Origin of the sequence: Litchfieldella anticariensis FP35 = DSM 16096 (genome assembly GCF_000409775.1) — a bacterium.
In the GTDB taxonomy this organism is placed as follows: Bacteria; Pseudomonadota; Gammaproteobacteria; order Pseudomonadales; family Halomonadaceae; genus Litchfieldella; species Litchfieldella anticariensis.
The window spans coordinates 26935-42697 of sequence record NZ_KE332395.1; the positions used below are offsets into that span (position 1 = coordinate 26935).

Below are 15763 nucleotides of genomic sequence, written 5' to 3' on the forward strand. Positions count from 1 at the left end.
CAATTCGATCTAGTCCGCAAACCGTATGGATTGCATCACTGCCAGGCCTCCTTCCACCCCCAGGCTCGCCACCACCAGCAACATGATGCTGATCAGCATTGCCAGCCGAGACCACAGCCCCAGCACATGCGTCTCGCCTTGCGATGTCTTGAAGATCATCACCGCCACCACCCGCAGGTAGTAGTACAGAGAGACGAGCGTATTGATCGCGGCGACCACCGCCAGCCAAGGGTAGCCGGCATCGATGGTCACCTCGAAGAGCAGGAACTTGCCGAAGAAGCCAGCCAAAGGCGGAATGCCTACCAATGACAGCATTGCCACGATCAGCACGATGGCGGCGAGGGGTTGTCGACATGCCAGACCGCGATAGTCGTCAAGTTCGGTGCGTCCACGCAGGTGCGTCACCACGCTGAACGCCGCAAGATTGGCCAAGGCATAAGCCACGAGGAAGGCCAACAGCGCCCTCAGTGCCTGTGGCGCGATACCGACCACCACCACTGCCATCAGCGTATAGCCCGACTGCGATACCGATGACCAGCCAAGCAGGCGCCTGACGTCGGTCTGACGTAATGCCGCCAGATTGCCCAAGGTCATGGTGACCACCGCTATCAGCGCCACAATGGCCGGCCAGATCTGACTCGCCGGTAGTAGAGAAACGAAACGCGCCAGCGCTACCGCCGCGCCAACCTTGGGAGCAACGGTCAACAACGCGGCAACCGGTGCCGGCGCCGCCTGGGCAACGTCAGGCATCCAGACATGCGCAGGGAACGCCGCCAACTTGAAGCTCAGGCCGACCACGATGCAGGCAGTGGCGATACTCAATGCCAGCGGAGCCCCATCGCCACTCTCACCAAGTGCCTCAGCCATGTGCTGGTAATCGGTATCGCCGACCAGACCGAACAATACCACCACGCCGATCGTCAGCAATGCATTGGTCAAGGCGCCGACCAGGAAATACTTCATCCCCGCTTCCAGCGCCGGGGGCCAGGCGCGGTGAAAGGCCACTAGTGGATAGCTGGAGGCCGAGGAAAGCAACACCCCTAACACCAGCTCCATGGTGTCGCTCGCCGATGCCATCATGATCACGCCAAGCAGCGTGAACAGACATAGCGCGTAGTACTCACCGTGCCGGCGATCACTATGCATCCAATCCGGCGATAGCAGTACGACCACCATTCCGCTCAGCAATATCAATAATTTGGCAACGATCGCCGGGGCATCCAGCGCCCAGACACCAGAAAAGGTCAGCCCAGGAGCCTGCTGCCACTGCATCAGGGACAAGACGGAGGCCACGCCCAGGATGACCAGCGTCAAACCGGCAGCCCAATCCTGGCGCTGTTGTGGCGCAAACGCCGTGAACAATACGACGATCACCGCGCCGACCAAAATGACGATTTCGGGAAGCAGGTCACCGACTGGCATCAGCGACCTCCCACCAGCACCGAGGATGATGCCTCAATGAGGGTGAGCAGGAAGCGTGGAGAAACGCCAATCACCACGATGCCCAATGCCAATACGGCGAGAACACCCCACTCGGCTCGGCCCAATTCGGGGAATTCGCCAAGATGCGATGGCAATCGGCCGAAGAACAAGCGGCGTAGCATGTCCAGAAACAAGGCAGCGGTAATCAGAATACCGATGATGCCGAGCACCGCCAGCCATGGATAGACCGCGAAGGTGCCGGTAAACACCTGGAATTCTGCAACGAAGCCAGCCAGGCCCGGCATGCCCAGGCTGGCGAAGGCTGCCAGCACCGTGAAACCGGTCAAAAGTGGCGCCTGATGGGCCAGACCACCGTAGTGGTCCAGATCATATTCGCCAGTACGTTGCCAGAACGATCCAGAAATCAGGAATAATGCCCCGGTGATCAAACCGTGCGCGACCATCTCTACCGTTGCACCGGTCAACGCCAGTTGGCGCGCTGCCTGGTTATCACTCACCAGCGCCGCGGCAACCGCAATACCTAACACCGTATAGCCCATGTGATTGATCGAGGTATAAGCGATACGTCGCTTGAGATTTTTCTGACCCAGCGCCACCAGTGCACCGTAGAGAATCGCCACCAGCGCGATAATGGCGATGGGCAGTGCATAGTGAGCGAAGGTGACATGCATCATCGCAAATGGCAGGCGAATCATGCCGTAGGTCCCCATCTTGAGCAGCACCCCAGCAAGGATGGCCGAAGCCGGCCCCGGCGCATCGACGTGAGCCGGAGGCAACCAGGTATGCAACGGCACCAACGGCGTCTTGATCGCCAGCCCTAGCATTAGTCCCAGGAATATCAACCCGGCATAAAGGCCAGTTCCCGCCAAGGGCTGTTGCTCGATGAGCACGCGCATGTCGAACGTCGGAGTGTCGAGCGACAGGTAGAGCCCGATGATCCCGAGCAACAGCAATAGCGAACCAGCAAAGGTGTACAGAAAGAACTTGAGCGCCGCGGTCTGCGCTTCCCCGTGGCCCCAACGCCCGATCAGAAAGAACATGCCCACCAGGGTCAGGTCGAAGAATACGTAGAACAGCAACAGATCCAGCGCCAGGAACACGCCTAGTGACATGGTTTGCAAGAACAGCAGCCACGCGTAGTACTGACGCGGTTGGTCACCGGCATCGAACGGATAGAGGATTGCCGCGACGAACAGCAGAGCGCTCATCGTCGCCACGACCAATGCGATGCCATCCACACCGACGCGATAGGCCATACCCAGGGACGGCACCCAGTTCACCTCGTCAACATGCTGGAACAAGGAGCCAGCCGGATCGAATCCCATCCATGCCACGACCAGCGCCAATAGCGACAATGAAGCAAACCCCGCAGCGACTCGACGGGCCTGCAACGCACTTATGTGCGGGGTACCGACAAGTGCAATGGCGCCAAGTAAGGGCAAGGCGAGAGCAGTGCTTAGAATCACAGGTAGGCTCCTAGCAATAGAATCACGACAATGAGCCCGAAGCCGACCACGATACCGCTGTAGTAGTGATGCATCTGACCGCTCTGAGCCTGACGGGCCCATTGCCCACCCCATTTAGTCAGACGCGACAGTCCTCCCGGCACGCCCTCGGCCAGCCACTCAGCACGACTCGCATTCCATCTTGCCAACCACCGGGCACAGCGGGCCGTGCCACGCAGCCCGGCATCAACGACATGATCATCGAAACGTGCCAAAGACATGCCGAATGTCAACGTGGTGGCGGCCGCTCCTTGTGCCAGCTTCGGCAAGCCGAACCATTCCCCGGCATGGACCTGCCAGCCATGCGGTATCGTCGAACGCTCACCACGCACCATGCTCGCTCCAGCGACGATGCCCAATACGGCCAAGCCCAGAGAAAGCGCCAACAGCCAGAGATGACCGGAAGGCAAAGAGAGGCCTAGTGGCTCGATGACCGCCTGATGCGCTGACGGCGACCACCACAGCGAGAGCCCCAAGGTAGCCAGAGTCAACGCAGCCAGCGCCCCTAGTTCGGGCACCGAAGAAATGCGAGAACCAAGCAACCCATCGCGCTCATGCCAGCCATACGCCAGCAGTTGAAAGCGCGTGGCATATAACGCACTCAGGCACCCGGCAACGGCCACGAGCAAGGCCAGCCATAGCGACTGATGACTGGCGGCGGATACGACCTGCTCCTTGCTCCAAGCCGCCCCCAGCGGAAATATTCCCGCTAGTGCCAGACTCGAGACCAACGTGATGACCGCTACGCGCGGCATACGACGGCCTAGGCGCATATCGGCCAACCTATAGCTACCGGCATGACGCTCGGCCAAGCCTGCCGAGAGAAACATGCCCGCCTTCAGACAGGCGTGGGCGATGAAATGCAACAGAGCCACACCGGGAAAACCGGCTCCGATCGCCACCCACATCAACCCGTACTGCGCCGAGGTCGATGCTGCCAACAGCTTCTTGGCATGCCCTTGGAAGGTGGCAACCACGCCGCCGGCCAGTGCCGTGGCCAGACCAATGGTGACGGTCAATGGCATGAACCAGACAACAGCGGCCAGTTCCGGCTGCAAGCGCGCAAGCAGATAGATACCCGCGGCCACCATGGTCGCCGCATGCAGTAGTGCCGATACCGACACCGGCCCCGACATCGCCGCAAACAACCAGAATGAGAACGGGATCTGCGCCGACTTGGCCGCCGCCGCTAGTATGATGCCGGCCGCTGCCACCTGCAGCAGGCCACCGTCGAGTACACCCAGCGCCGTATAGCCGAAACTGCCGGTGCCGGCGAAAACCGCCGCTGCAGCGATATACAATCCAAGATCGCCGAGCCGGGTGACCAGGAACGCCGTCGCGGCATCGCGTGGAATATCGCGCTCTCCCCAATGGTGGGAGATCAACGCCCAGGAGCAGGCCCCAACCAACTCCCAAGCGATCAGCAAGGTTAAGAGGTCACCCGCCAATACCAGCAACTGCATGGCACCGATGAAGGCCACTATCAGTGCCACTAGTCGGGCGCCATTGCCTCCGACACCCTCACGCCCCGTATTCCGAGGCAACTCGTGGTACCCGGAATAGACGACGATGGGTAGCGCAATCAACGGCACCGCCAACGTGAACAGCATACCGGGTGTGGATAACTTCAGCGTCAGGACCAGCGCTTCGCTCCAGCGGTAGCTGCCACCCCAGTCGTTCATTATCGCCACCGCCGCCAACACCAGGGCGACAATGACGCCTCCTACCGCACTCAATATCAGCACGGCACGACGACACCATCGTCCATACACATAGACGAGCAACGCACACAACAACGGCAACAGCGGCACCGACCACAGCATTACTGCTTCAACTCGCTCAATGCTTCGGTCATGTCGGCCTGTTTGCCGCGATAGACCGCGACGACCAGTGCGAAGCCCATGGCCATCTCAATGGCCATTACCGCCATGACAATGATGGTCAGCAACTGCCCCTCCGGCGCGCCTGCCCCGCTCAAGGCCCAGAACGCCACGGCGGCGAGCATCACACCATTGAGCATCAGTTCCAGTCCCATCATCAGCATGACGAAGGATTGCTGAGACAACGCACCGTACAAGCCGATGCCTATCAATGCGGCGGCCAACAGCAATAATGTCACCAGCGTCATCCACACCTCCTTGCGTGCAAGTAGTGCCTGCCTAGTGATGGTGATGATGGTGGTGCTCATGGCCACCATCCTGGTCCTCCTTGGGCTTGCCCGCCGGATCGCCACCAGGCGCCAGCCCTGGTGGTAACGAGCCTTCGTTCGCGGCACCATATCGCCCACGATGGCTCGATAGCACCACCACACCGATCATCGTGGCGAGCAGCACGACGGCGGCCGATTCGAAAATCAGCATCGAGCCACCGAGCATCTCATGCCCCAGAGACGCCACCGGTTCGAGGCCGGCCGGTAGCGGCCGGTTGGGAAAGCGGGTCAGCAGTGCCATTAAGCCCAGCACCAGGAAAGCGGTCACGCCAGCCCCCATCGAGATACGGTGCTGGTGGACCATCACCATGGGATTCAGACCCGCCGGGTTCATCATGAACATGACCATGAACAGCGCCATGACCATCATCTCCACACCCATCATGAAGAACATCGCCACTCCCAGGTATTCAGCAGCCAGCAGCAGCATGATCGCGCCCACGGCGATGAACGACAGCAATAGAAAGAACGAGGCCCTCACCATCGAATCGGTGCGGAATACCCGCCATCCCGAGACCACCGCCAGGACGGCCAACAGCAGGAAAGCAATATCGACAAGGATTCCGTGATTCATGACCATTCCTCACTGCCAGAGCGCCGCGACGCCCGCCCATATCAGGTCGACAAACGCCAGTGGCAGCAGTACCACCCACATCCCCGTCACACAGCGCTCCGGCGCAACACGAGGCACGACACGACCGAGCCACAGCAACACGGCGAGCACAGCCAGCATTTTCACGACCATCCACAACGGTCCCGATAGCCAGGGTCCTAGCCAACCTCCTAGAAAAGCACTTGCCGCAATGCCACTGAAGGCCACCAGCATCGCTGCACGGGCGACATCCCAGACCAGCCGTGGCGGTCCCGAGACTTCACTGGCGGTTCCGCCGGCCAGATCCGTTGAGTCGGCGAGGTTGAGCGGCCCCCAAAACGTCATGCCCAAACCGACGACCAGGAACAACGGCAACCCCAGCGGCTGACGCACGACATTCCACAAGCCCTCCTGCGACATCACGACTTGCGTGAGCTGCAACGACTCGGCGGGTAGCGCCACGCCGATCAGCACGAACATGCTGATCAGCAGGTAGGAAAGCCCCAAGGCGACATAACGATAGGCGCCAATCAAGGCCAACGGTGCATTGGCCGACCAGCCGTGCAGAAAGATCACCACCGTGGCCAACGCTTCCACACTGCCCCATAACACCACACTGGTGGCTAAATCGGTCGCCACCAACGTCTCCGACCAGGGCACCAACGCCAGGCCCGTTGCGGCCAAGGCCAGATAGAGCGCCGGCGCTAGCCGCCAGGCCCGCCCATCGGGGGCCTCGGTAACATTGGCCTGCTGAACCAATAACCAGGCACCGCGTGTCAATGGAGACAGCCAGGGGTTGCCCGCTCGCGGAGCCCCGAGGCGGGTAGCGATCACGCGGTCCATGACCGCGACCGAATAGGCTCCACCCACCAACACCGCAAGAACGACGATGATTGGCAGAACCATCTCGTTCAGGATCATGACGAACGCTCCTCGCTCCTTGTCAGCGGCTTGTCCTCAACCAAGGGCCAATCCGAGAGCGCAGCAATATCCAGGCTAGCGATGGTTGCTAATGCACTATCCCACTCCAGTCCGGGGATGATCTCGTCAAGCAATCGGCTGGCATCTGTCGGGCACCGCTCATCGGACCAAGGGCCTCGAGGTGTCTCGATGGCAACGCTATTTTGAGTATGAAGATCTTCCCGGGCAGCTTGCTTCGCCAACTGCAATGACTGCTCGATTTCTGCCAGGATCTGCTGCCAGCGTGCTCGGGTATCGCCAGCGTTGTGAAATACCGGCGAGAACCCTAAGCGTTGGTAGTTGGCATCTTCACTGCGCAAATCATCATCGAGCCCAGCGGCACGACTCGCCGGGCCACCAACCCGGCGCGCTTGCTCCACCTCGAGCACGCCACCATCCAAGGCGGCCAGGTAAAAGAAGCCATAGCGCTCCAGGCGGCGACGCAGCGCATCGGCTCGCGAGTCACTGGTCAAGCGCATGGCCAAGTGCAGGACATGCAAGGCGGCGGACTCCCACCCAGCCAAGCGCAGACCATGGAACAAGCGGTGAAGGTGGTAACGTACCCGCGCGAGTTCGAGCCGGGCGATGGGGACCGATCGTTGTCGCGCGTCATGGAATACCGGGTCGAGTGCCACGAGATGGGGAAGAGATTGCGTGGTCCAACTCTGGACCAGATCGCCCTGCACGGTCACCTCTGCACTCATGCCAGGCGGAAAGGCGGGGAAAAACGGGCCTATACGAAAGGTCAGCGAATCGAGCGTCAGCCCATCGCGAATGTCGTCGTGCATGTTCATGGCCATGGGTCGGCCGTAGGGAACGCCCCCCATCATGCCCTCGCCACCATGGCCGTCATCGCCCAGCCCCTCCCAAGGATTGGGAGGATTGTCCGGCAGCAGGCGCGGTGAACTGCCTCGGCGCTGCAGCAGCAACTCACGATGGATAGCAGCCAACGCCCCCGGTAGTGCCTCGATATCATCGATACGCGTGGCATCTTCCAGTTCGGGAAGCGGTTCACAGCGAAACCACAGCGAGGAGGAAGGCCAAGGCAACTGATCGTGGACCCGGCGCAGCGCCTCGAGCAGATCGGGCTGCACACCGCCAGCCACCAACAGTACGCTGGCGTGGCGTGGCGAACCAACCAGTTCGATATTCGTCGCTTGCGCCAGACGACGCAGTACGACATCGCCTCCCATACCAAGCGCTGGGAACACCGGAACCGGCGTGAGCCCTGCCAGGCGGTGCAGCCAGCTCACTGCCATTTGAACACTCCCTCGCGCCAGGCATAGACGATACCCACCGAGAGAATGGCGAGGAACATGCCCATCTCCATGACCGCCTTCAGCCCTTCCTCGACATAGACCACTGCCCATGGATACATGAACATCATCTCCATCTCGAAGGCGATGAGCAGCAAGGTCATGGGGTAATAGCGGACGTGATAGCGGTTCCAAGCGTGGGTATCCGGTGAACCTCCCCCCAAGAAGGGGGCACGCTGTGGATAGGTCGGCATCGAAGAATGACGCTGAGGCAGCCATTGCACGAGCCATCCTGCCCCGAGAGCAAATAGCAAAATAATGAAGAGTGTGAGCAGCTCCATGCGAATCCCTCGCACCGCTGTCGCATCGAAAGACAAGTTACATTTCTGCCAATCGCTGCAAAATGCAGCCTAAAAGCATTTCCTCACATGAAAAACCTACCAAAGAAATCTATTCTCAAGGCTAGATGGCTTGAAAAATCTGAGCAAGCGATGGGTACATATTTTTACATCAACCCACTAATTGGCTGATATAAAATCACAAGCCAATAGCAACCAAGAAAAACAAAAGACTTCTTATTCAAGGAAAACAGAGAACACCAGAAAACGAGACCGAGATCATTCTACAGCCATGTATATAACCACAGATTAAAGAAAAACATTAAAAAATCACTTCATACATCAAAGATATTTTGCCCTAAAACATGACATGAAAATAAGCATATTGATGTTGTACCCAAGATGGAATTATCAATATCTATTGCTAGATGACACGCTATTTAGGAGAGAAAAATCAGAGCAGATGTTCAACGTTAAGCAACCTAGGAAGCCAGGCCTTGATCTTGCGCCAGGCACTGCCAGGCTCTTCCTCCAGCGTCACGTTACGCCCCGCCACTTCCGCACGCCAGGCCAACTTTCCATCGTTAGTCAATATCACCTCGTAACTGCGTTGGAGCGACATGCCCTGCTCCGCCAACGACCAGAGTTGTTGAACAAGTGCAGGGCTATCGATCAGCAACCCGACTTCACTGTTCCACCACACCGAACGAGGATCGGCGTTCATCGTCCCGATAAAGGCTCGTTCGTCATCGAAGGCGATGGCCTTGGTATGCATCCCCGAAATCTCACCGGAGGTATGTGGTCCATTTTCTGTCGGCAGGCTAGTGCGCAGCTCGAACAAACGCGCACCATGGGATAATAGAGTTGGCCGCCATGGCATGTAGGCACCGTGCAGCGAGGGCTGATCCGTCGATTCCAAGGAATTGGTGAGGATTGTCAGCCTGATTCCCCGTTCGGTCAGTGCCTCGTAATAGTGGATACTGGCTGGGGTCGGCACGACGTATGGCGATATGATCAACAGTCGCTGGTCCAGATTCTGAAAGGCATTGTCCAACTGGCCTAGCAGTGTCAGTTCCAGTTCAGGGTAGCCCTGAGAATCGAGCTTTTCCGGCCGATCCCACAGCGCGATAGCGGGTGCCCATTCCAACGATGCCAATAGGGCCTGACCAGCCTCACCGACGAAGCGCTGGGCCGATGGCCGTGTCGATAGCGCATCTTTCTGGCGCGCATCGGCGCTGAACGCCACAAGCAGATCGCGCCAAGCCGTTGGCGGGGCCTGTTCGAAGTACTGCAGCGGCACTGCCATGGGGTGGTTCCAGTAGTCGTCGAAGCTGTCCGAGAGCACATTCACCACCGGGCCGATCGCCATGACATCGAGGTCATTGAAATTGACGTCGCCTGGAGCAACCTCAAAATAGGCGTCGCTCAGGTTGCGCCCACCGGTAATACCTACCACACCATCCGCCAACCACAACTTGTTGTGCATGCGTCGATGTCGCTGATCGAAGTCGGCGGCCAATGCCAGCAAGTAACCCGGCCAGTTGTCTCGTCCTGCGGGAACCGGATTGAAGACGCGTACCTCGACATTTGGCTGACTGTCAAAAGCAGCCAACATTTCCTGTTTACCGACACTGGTCATGTCATCGATCAGCAGACGCACCCGAATGCCACGTTGCGCGGCATTCAACATCCGCTTCAACATCGCTCGCCCGACCCGGTCATCCGCCAGGAGATACGTCTGCACATCGAGAGTTGCTTGCGCCTGATCCGCCAGCGCAGTACGCAAAGCAAACGCTTCCGGTCCCTCTGTTATCAGCCTCAGACCGCTCAACCCCGCGTATTTCTCGGTGGCCTGCTGAACCCAGGCCCCTAGATAGGTAGCCTGCGCGATATCACGATCCAAGGCTGTCGAGAATGTCCTGGGGACCTCGATCGTCGCACAGCCGTCCAGCAGCAAAGCGCCGGCCAATGCCAGTAGGAGTCTCTTGTCAGCAGTCACGGTCTGCCTTATATCGAATTCATGTTATTAGAATGATAAATCGTGCCATCTCCGGAGGCACTGGCTTCGCTATCGCGGAGTCGGTAGTTCGGGGGTATAGAAACGCCGCCTCACGGCGGCGTTCCGAGTGACTATCAGTATATACCTCAATAACGATATTCGTCCGGCTTATACGGCCCCTCCACCGGCACACCGGTATACTCGGACTGAGCCTCGGTCATCCGCGTGACGACACCCCCGAAGCCCTCGACCATGTAGCGGGCCACCTCTTCATCGAGGTGCTTGGGCAGCACGCTAACCGAAAGTCCACCGGCCTTGTCGTCATCGCTCAGCTCAGCGAAACGGCGCTCATAGAGGTGGATCTGCGCCAACACCTGGTTGGCGAAGGAGCCATCCATGATCCGTGAGGGGTGACCGGTGGCATTACCCAGATTCACCAGACGGCCTTCGGAGAGCAATAAGAGGTAGTCGTCGCTCTTGGGGTCGTACTCGTCCGGATCGCTATCGCGATAGACCTTGTGGACCTGAGGCTTGACCTCTTCCCAATGCCATTGGCGACGCATGTAGGCAGTATCGATCTCGCTGTCGAAGTGGCCGATATTACACACCACCGCCCCCTTCTTGAGCGCCTTGAGCATCGGGGCATCACAGGCATTGATGTTGCCGGTGGCGGTTACCACCAGGTCGATCTTGCCCAACAATTCACGATCGATGCTATCGATGCCCTTGTTGATGCCATCAACGTAGGGGGACACCACCTCGTAGCCGTCCATGCACGCCTGCATGGCACAGATCGGGTCGATCTCACTGACCTTGACGATCATGCCTTCCTGGCGCAGCGAGGCGGCCGAGCCTTTACCGACATCGCCGTATCCCACCACCAACGCCTGCTTGCCAGCCATCAGATGGTCGAGGCCACGCTTGATCGCATCGTTAAGACTGTGGCGACAGCCATACTTGTTGTCATTCTTCGACTTGGTCACTGCGTCGTTGACATTGATGGCCGGCACCTTGAGCTTGCTGTCGCGCAGCATCTCCTGCAGGCGGTGCACGCCGGTGGTGGTCTCTTCGGAGATACCGTGGATGTTGGCAAGCAGCTCAGGGCGCTTGTCATGCAGCAGCGCGGTCAGGTCACCACCATCGTCGAGCACCATGTTGGGTGTCCATTCATCAGGGCCTGCAACGGTCTGCTCGATACACCACCAGAACTCTTCTTCGGTCTCGCCCTTCCAGGCGAACACCGGAATACCGGCGGCAGCAATGGCGGCAGCGGCATGATCCTGGGTCGAAAAGATATTGCACGACGACCAGCGTACGCTGGCGCCAAGCTCGATCAATGTCTCGATCAGCACCGCGGTCTGAATGGTCATATGGATACAGCCGGCGATTCGCGCACCCGCCAGCGGCTGCTGCTGGCGATATTTCTCACGGATCTTCATCAATGCCGGCATCTCGGTTTCAGCGATGCGGATCTCACGGCGGCCCCAATCGGCCAGGGTGATATCGGCGACCTTGTAATCCTGGGGGGTCGTGTCAGCGGAAGCCAGTTGGCTCATCGTTCTACTCCATTCCGGGGAATGGGCGCCGTTGCCTATGCACAGCGTCTGTCCGAGCCTCGCACCCGTCTACGATCGTCACCGGGTGCTGCAGCGCCCCTCGGACAGCAGCAACAGAACAACCGAGTTCTTCGCAGTTCACTACAGCTCAAGCGGTTTTTCAATCAACGTTGCGTTTTCGCCAGCCTGAAAACATCAACGCCCCGCATAGCAGGGCGTTGATATCGACGATTCGCATGGGAACTCAGAGGTCGGCGGCGTCGCGCAGAGCTTCGGCCTTGTCGGTCTGCTCCCACGGGAAGGCGAGGAAAGTCTCGGTGTGTTCCTCACCACTGACATCCTTCCACGTATAGGTGGTCTCGAAGGGCTCACGACCAAAGTGGCCGTAGGCCGCCGTGAGGCGGTACATGGGATGCAGCAGGTCGAGCATGCGGGTGATGGCATGCGGACGCAGGTCGAAATGCTCGCGCACCAGTTCGATGATACGAGCGTCGCTGACCTTGCCGGTACCGAAGGTGTCAACCGACATAGAGGTCGGCTCGGCGACACCGATAGCGTAGGAGACCTGGATCTCACACTTGTCGGCCAAGCCCGCGGCAACGATGTTCTTGGCCACGTAGCGGCCGGCATAGGCGGCACTGCGGTCGACCTTGGATGGGTCCTTGCCGGAGAAGGCACCGCCGCCATGGCGGGCCATGCCGCCATAGGTGTCGACGATGATCTTGCGCCCGGTCAAGCCACAGTCGCCCACAGGACCACCGATCACGAACTTGCCGGTCGGGTTGATGTGATACTGCGTGGTCTCGGTCAGCCACTCGCTCGGCAGCACATGCTCAATGATCTCGCGCTTGACCATCTTGCGTAGATCTTCCGGGTCGACATCCGGGTCGTGTTGGGTCGACAGCACCACGGCATCCACGGCGCAAGGCTTGCCGTCGTCGCCATAGCGGAAGGTCACCTGGCTCTTGGCGTCCGGACGCAACCAGGGCAGCATCCCGTTCTTGCGCAGTTCAGCCTGACGCTCGACCAGGCGATGCGCATAATGGATCGGCGCCGGCATGTAGGATTCGGTCTCGTTGGTAGCATAGCCGAACATCAAGCCTTGGTCGCCAGCTCCCTGATCCTCGGGCTTACTGCGGTCAACGCCCTGGGCGATGTCCACGCTCTGTTTGCCGATCAGGTTGAGCACGCCACACGTCTCGCCGTCGAACCCCACGTCGGACGAGGTATAGCCGATATCCATGATCACCTGACGCACCAACTCTTCCAGGTCGATCCAGGCCGCGGTGGTGATCTCACCGGCAACGATGGCCACACCGGTCTTGACCATCGTTTCACAGGCGACGCGTGCCTGCTTGTCACGCGCGATGATGGCGTCCAGCACCGCATCGGAGATTTGATCGGCAATCTTGTCCGGGTGCCCTTCGGAAACGGACTCGGAAGTAAACAGGGAGTATTCGCTCATCGCGTCCTCGACCCTCTCTGTAAAAAAACGCTTGATGCAGTGCTCGACGAAACCCGGCTGGGCGTTGCCGCCGATTTGGGGGCAAGAGTTTACACCTTGGTTTGCCTCGTTCCTAGAAATTTACTGTTGACCGAATCGTGATGCTATCCCTTGCCGCCTATTCCGTGCCTGAACCGGGATGACATACGATTTGATGGATGATCGCATCTCGGCGACAATAAGCGCCCTGATTCACCCGCGCCGTCCCTCGAGCGGCGTCACCCAGCTATCGGATGCCGGTCGATTGCAGTCAAGACTGTGGTTTGCCGGCGTTATGCTTATTTGCCGCAGGCGAGGAGCTACCCCATGCCGTCCCGTTTCGAACTGGCCAACGCCATTCGCGCCCTGTCCATGGATGCCGTGCAGAAGGCCAATTCCGGCCATCCCGGTGCCCCCATGGGCATGGCCGACATCGCCGAGGTACTGTGGAACGATTACCTGTCCCACAACCCGTCCAATCCCCATTGGGCCAACCGCGACCGTTTCGTGCTCTCCAACGGTCACGGTTCGATGCTGCTCTATTCGCTGCTGCACCTGACCGGCTACGAGCTGGGCCTCGAGGACCTGCAGCACTTCCGCCAGTTGCATTCGCGCACTCCCGGCCATCCGGAGCTGGGCTATACCCCGGGGGTCGAGACCACCACCGGCCCGCTGGGTCAGGGCCTGGCCAACGCGGTGGGCATGGCCATCGCCGAGCGTGCCCTGGCGGCGCAGTTCAACCGCCCCGGTCACGAGATCATCGATCATTACACCTATTGCTTCGTCGGCGACGGCTGCCTGATGGAGGGCATCTCGCATGAGGTGAGCTCGCTGGCCGGCATGCAGGGGCTGGGTAAGCTGGTGGTGTTCTATGACGACAACGGCATCTCCATCGATGGCGAGGTCGAGGGTTGGTTCACCGACGATACCGCCAAGCGTTTCGAGGCCTATGGCTGGCACGTGGTGCCCAATGTCGACGGTCACCAGCCCGACGAGGTCAAGGCGGCCATCGAGCTGGCGCGTCAACACGACGACAAGCCGAGCCTGATCGTGTGCCGCACCATCATCGGCTTCGGCGCGCCCAACAAGCAGGGCAAGGAGGAGTGCCACGGCGCGGCCTTGGGCGAGGACGAGGTGGCCGCGGCGCGCGGGCAGCTCGACTGGCCGCATGCGCCCTTCCATGTGCCGGAGGCCATCTACCAGGGCTGGGACGCGCGCGAACTGGGCGCGAAGCGGGAGGCCGACTGGGAGGCGCGCCTGGCGCGTTATGCCGAGGCCTATCCGGCCGAGGCCAAGGAGCTGCAGCGCCGCTTGAAGGGCGAGTTGCCGGTGGATCTCACCAGCGAGGCGCTGATCGAGCAAGCCCAGGCCAACGCCGAGAGCGTCGCGTCGCGCAAGGCGTCGCTGGGCTGTCTCAATGCCCTCGGCCCGCAGTTGCCCGAGTTGCTCGGCGGCAGTGCCGACCTGGCGCCGTCCAACCTGACCTTCTGGAAGGGCGCCAAGGCGATCAGCGCTTCCGAGCCCAGCGGCAACTACCTGCATTACGGGGTACGCGAGTTCGGCATGGGCGCGATCATGAACGGCATCAGCGCGCATGGCGGCTTCATTCCCTACGGGGCGACCTTCCTGACCTTCATGGAGTACATGCACAACGCGGTGCGCATGGCGGCGTTGATGAACCGCCAGGTGATCTACGTGTTCACCCATGACTCCATCGGGCTCGGCGAGGACGGCCCCACCCACCAGCCGATCGAGCAGCTGGGGGCGCTGCGCAGCACTCCCAACCTGTCGACCTGGCGCCCGGCCGATGCGGTGGAGACCGCCGCTGCCTGGGACGCGGCGCTCAAGCGTCATGGCGCGCCCACCGCGCTGGTGCTGTCGCGCCAGACCCTGCCGCACCAGGCGCGCACCCAGCAGCAGTTGGGCGAGATCGAGCGTGGTGGGTACGTATTGAAAGAGAGCATCCTCAAGGACAACGTGGTGACACCCGAGCTGATCCTGATCGCCACCGGCTCCGAGGTCGGCCTGGCGATGGATGCTGCCGTCGAGCTCGAATCCCGAGGCAAGGCGGTGCGCGTGGTGTCGATGCCCTCCACCGACACCTTCGATGCCCAGCCCGCCAGCTACCGGGAATCGGTGCTGCCGGCCGGTGTGACCAAGCGCCTGGCTATCGAGGCCAGCCACTTCGCCTACTGGTACAAGTACGTGGGCCTCAATGGGCGCATCGTCGGCATGGACGGCTTCGGCGAGTCGGCGCCGGGCGGCGACCTGTTCAAGCACTTCGGCTTCACCATCGACAATGTCGTGGAGCAGGCCGAAGAACTGCTGGCCAAGTAAGCGTCACGTACGGAAATGACAAGGGCACGGCTCGCGCCGTGCCCTTTTTCATTGCTCTCTTCTCTGCCAACCTTTCCTCAGGCTT

The 15763-nt window shown here is 60.1% G+C and carries 12 protein-coding genes and 1 riboswitch; of the genes, 1 reads left to right on the forward strand and 11 read right to left on the reverse strand.

The annotated features are described in order from the left end of the window. Nucleotides 1-9: 9 nt before the first annotated feature. From L861_RS21415 to metK, 11 genes are all read right to left on the reverse strand, one after another. A complete protein-coding gene (locus tag L861_RS21415) occupies nucleotides 10-1422 on the reverse strand; it encodes an NADH-quinone oxidoreductase subunit N (RefSeq protein ID WP_016418757.1) in 1413 nt (470 codons plus the stop codon). Further along, nucleotides 1422-2909: a complex I subunit 4 family protein gene (locus L861_RS21420; RefSeq protein WP_016418758.1), complete on the reverse strand. Its 1488-nt coding sequence runs from the start codon at nucleotides 2907-2909 to the stop codon at nucleotides 1422-1424. The genes L861_RS21415 and L861_RS21420 overlap by 1 nt, the downstream gene beginning before the upstream one ends. Beyond that, nucleotides 2906-4771, reverse strand: a complete 1866-nt coding sequence (locus L861_RS21425) for an NADH-quinone oxidoreductase subunit 5 family protein (RefSeq protein WP_016418759.1) — start codon at nucleotides 4769-4771, stop codon at nucleotides 2906-2908. The genes L861_RS21420 and L861_RS21425 overlap by 4 nt, the downstream gene beginning before the upstream one ends. Beyond that, on the reverse strand, nucleotides 4771-5136 hold the full coding sequence (nuoK, locus tag L861_RS21430) for an NADH-quinone oxidoreductase subunit NuoK (RefSeq protein WP_236617191.1): 366 nt from the start codon (nucleotides 5134-5136) through the stop codon (nucleotides 4771-4773). The genes L861_RS21425 and nuoK overlap by 1 nt, the downstream gene beginning before the upstream one ends. Continuing rightward, the gene (locus tag L861_RS21435; protein WP_016418761.1) at nucleotides 5108-5731 is read right to left on the reverse strand and encodes an NADH-quinone oxidoreductase subunit J family protein; all 624 of its coding nucleotides are present in this window, start codon (nucleotides 5729-5731) and stop codon (nucleotides 5108-5110) included. The genes nuoK and L861_RS21435 overlap by 29 nt, the downstream gene beginning before the upstream one ends. A gap of 9 nt (nucleotides 5732-5740) precedes the next feature. Continuing rightward, the gene (locus L861_RS21440; RefSeq protein WP_016418762.1) at nucleotides 5741-6670 is read right to left on the reverse strand and encodes a complex I subunit 1 family protein; all 930 of its coding nucleotides are present in this window, start codon (nucleotides 6668-6670) and stop codon (nucleotides 5741-5743) included. Continuing rightward, nucleotides 6667-7968: an NADH-quinone oxidoreductase subunit D-related protein gene (locus tag L861_RS21445; RefSeq protein ID WP_016418763.1), complete on the reverse strand. Its 1302-nt coding sequence runs from the start codon at nucleotides 7966-7968 to the stop codon at nucleotides 6667-6669. Before L861_RS21445 ends, L861_RS21440 begins: the two co-directional genes overlap by 4 nt. After that, the gene (locus tag L861_RS21450; RefSeq protein WP_236617192.1) at nucleotides 7959-8249 is read right to left on the reverse strand and encodes an NADH-quinone oxidoreductase subunit A; all 291 of its coding nucleotides are present in this window, start codon (nucleotides 8247-8249) and stop codon (nucleotides 7959-7961) included. Before L861_RS21450 ends, L861_RS21445 begins: the two co-directional genes overlap by 10 nt. A 508-nt stretch (nucleotides 8250-8757) precedes the next feature. Beyond that, entirely contained in the window at nucleotides 8758-10302 is a 1545-nt protein-coding gene (locus tag L861_RS21455; protein ID WP_016418765.1) for a phospholipase D-like domain-containing protein, read from the reverse strand. Between the two features lie 146 nt (nucleotides 10303-10448). Then, entirely contained in the window at nucleotides 10449-11858 is a 1410-nt protein-coding gene (gene ahcY, locus L861_RS21460) for an adenosylhomocysteinase (RefSeq protein WP_016418766.1), read from the reverse strand. 16 nt (nucleotides 11859-11874) lie between these two features. Then, a riboswitch (S-adenosyl-L-homocysteine riboswitch) is annotated at nucleotides 11875-11966 on the reverse strand. A gap of 136 nt (nucleotides 11967-12102) precedes the next feature. Further along, nucleotides 12103-13323 carry a methionine adenosyltransferase gene (gene metK, locus L861_RS21465; protein WP_016418767.1) on the reverse strand — a complete coding sequence of 407 codons (1221 nt, stop codon included), beginning with the start codon at nucleotides 13321-13323 and terminating at the stop codon, nucleotides 12103-12105. Between the two features lie 345 nt (nucleotides 13324-13668). Here metK and tkt point away from each other — a divergent pair, with 345 nt between their 5' ends. Then, nucleotides 13669-15678 carry a transketolase gene (gene tkt, locus L861_RS21470; RefSeq protein WP_016418768.1) on the forward strand — a complete coding sequence of 670 codons (2010 nt, stop codon included), beginning with the start codon at nucleotides 13669-13671 and terminating at the stop codon, nucleotides 15676-15678. Nucleotides 15679-15763 lie beyond the last annotated feature (85 nt).

Coding starts and splice junctions, on each gene's coding strand:
- L861_RS21435 (WP_016418761.1), bottom strand. CDS start 5,731: ATGAATCACGGAATCCTTGTCGATATTGCTTTCCTGCTGTTGGCCGTC.
- metK (WP_016418767.1), bottom strand. CDS start 13,323: ATGAGCGAATACTCCCTGTTTACTTCCGAGTCCGTTTCCGAAGGGCAC.
- L861_RS21445 (WP_016418763.1), bottom strand. CDS start 7,968: ATGGCAGTGAGCTGGCTGCACCGCCTGGCAGGGCTCACGCCGGTTCCG.
- tkt (WP_016418768.1), top strand. CDS start 13,669: ATGCCGTCCCGTTTCGAACTGGCCAACGCCATTCGCGCCCTGTCCATG.
- ahcY (WP_016418766.1), bottom strand. CDS start 11,858: ATGAGCCAACTGGCTTCCGCTGACACGACCCCCCAGGATTACAAGGTC.
- L861_RS21440 (WP_016418762.1), bottom strand. CDS start 6,670: ATGATCCTGAACGAGATGGTTCTGCCAATCATCGTCGTTCTTGCGGTG.
- L861_RS21425 (WP_016418759.1), bottom strand. CDS start 4,771: ATGCTGTGGTCGGTGCCGCTGTTGCCGTTGTTGTGTGCGTTGCTCGTC.
- nuoK (WP_236617191.1), bottom strand. CDS start 5,136: ATGAGCACCACCATCATCACCATCACTAGGCAGGCACTACTTGCACGC.
- L861_RS21415 (WP_016418757.1), bottom strand. CDS start 1,422: ATGCCAGTCGGTGACCTGCTTCCCGAAATCGTCATTTTGGTCGGCGCG.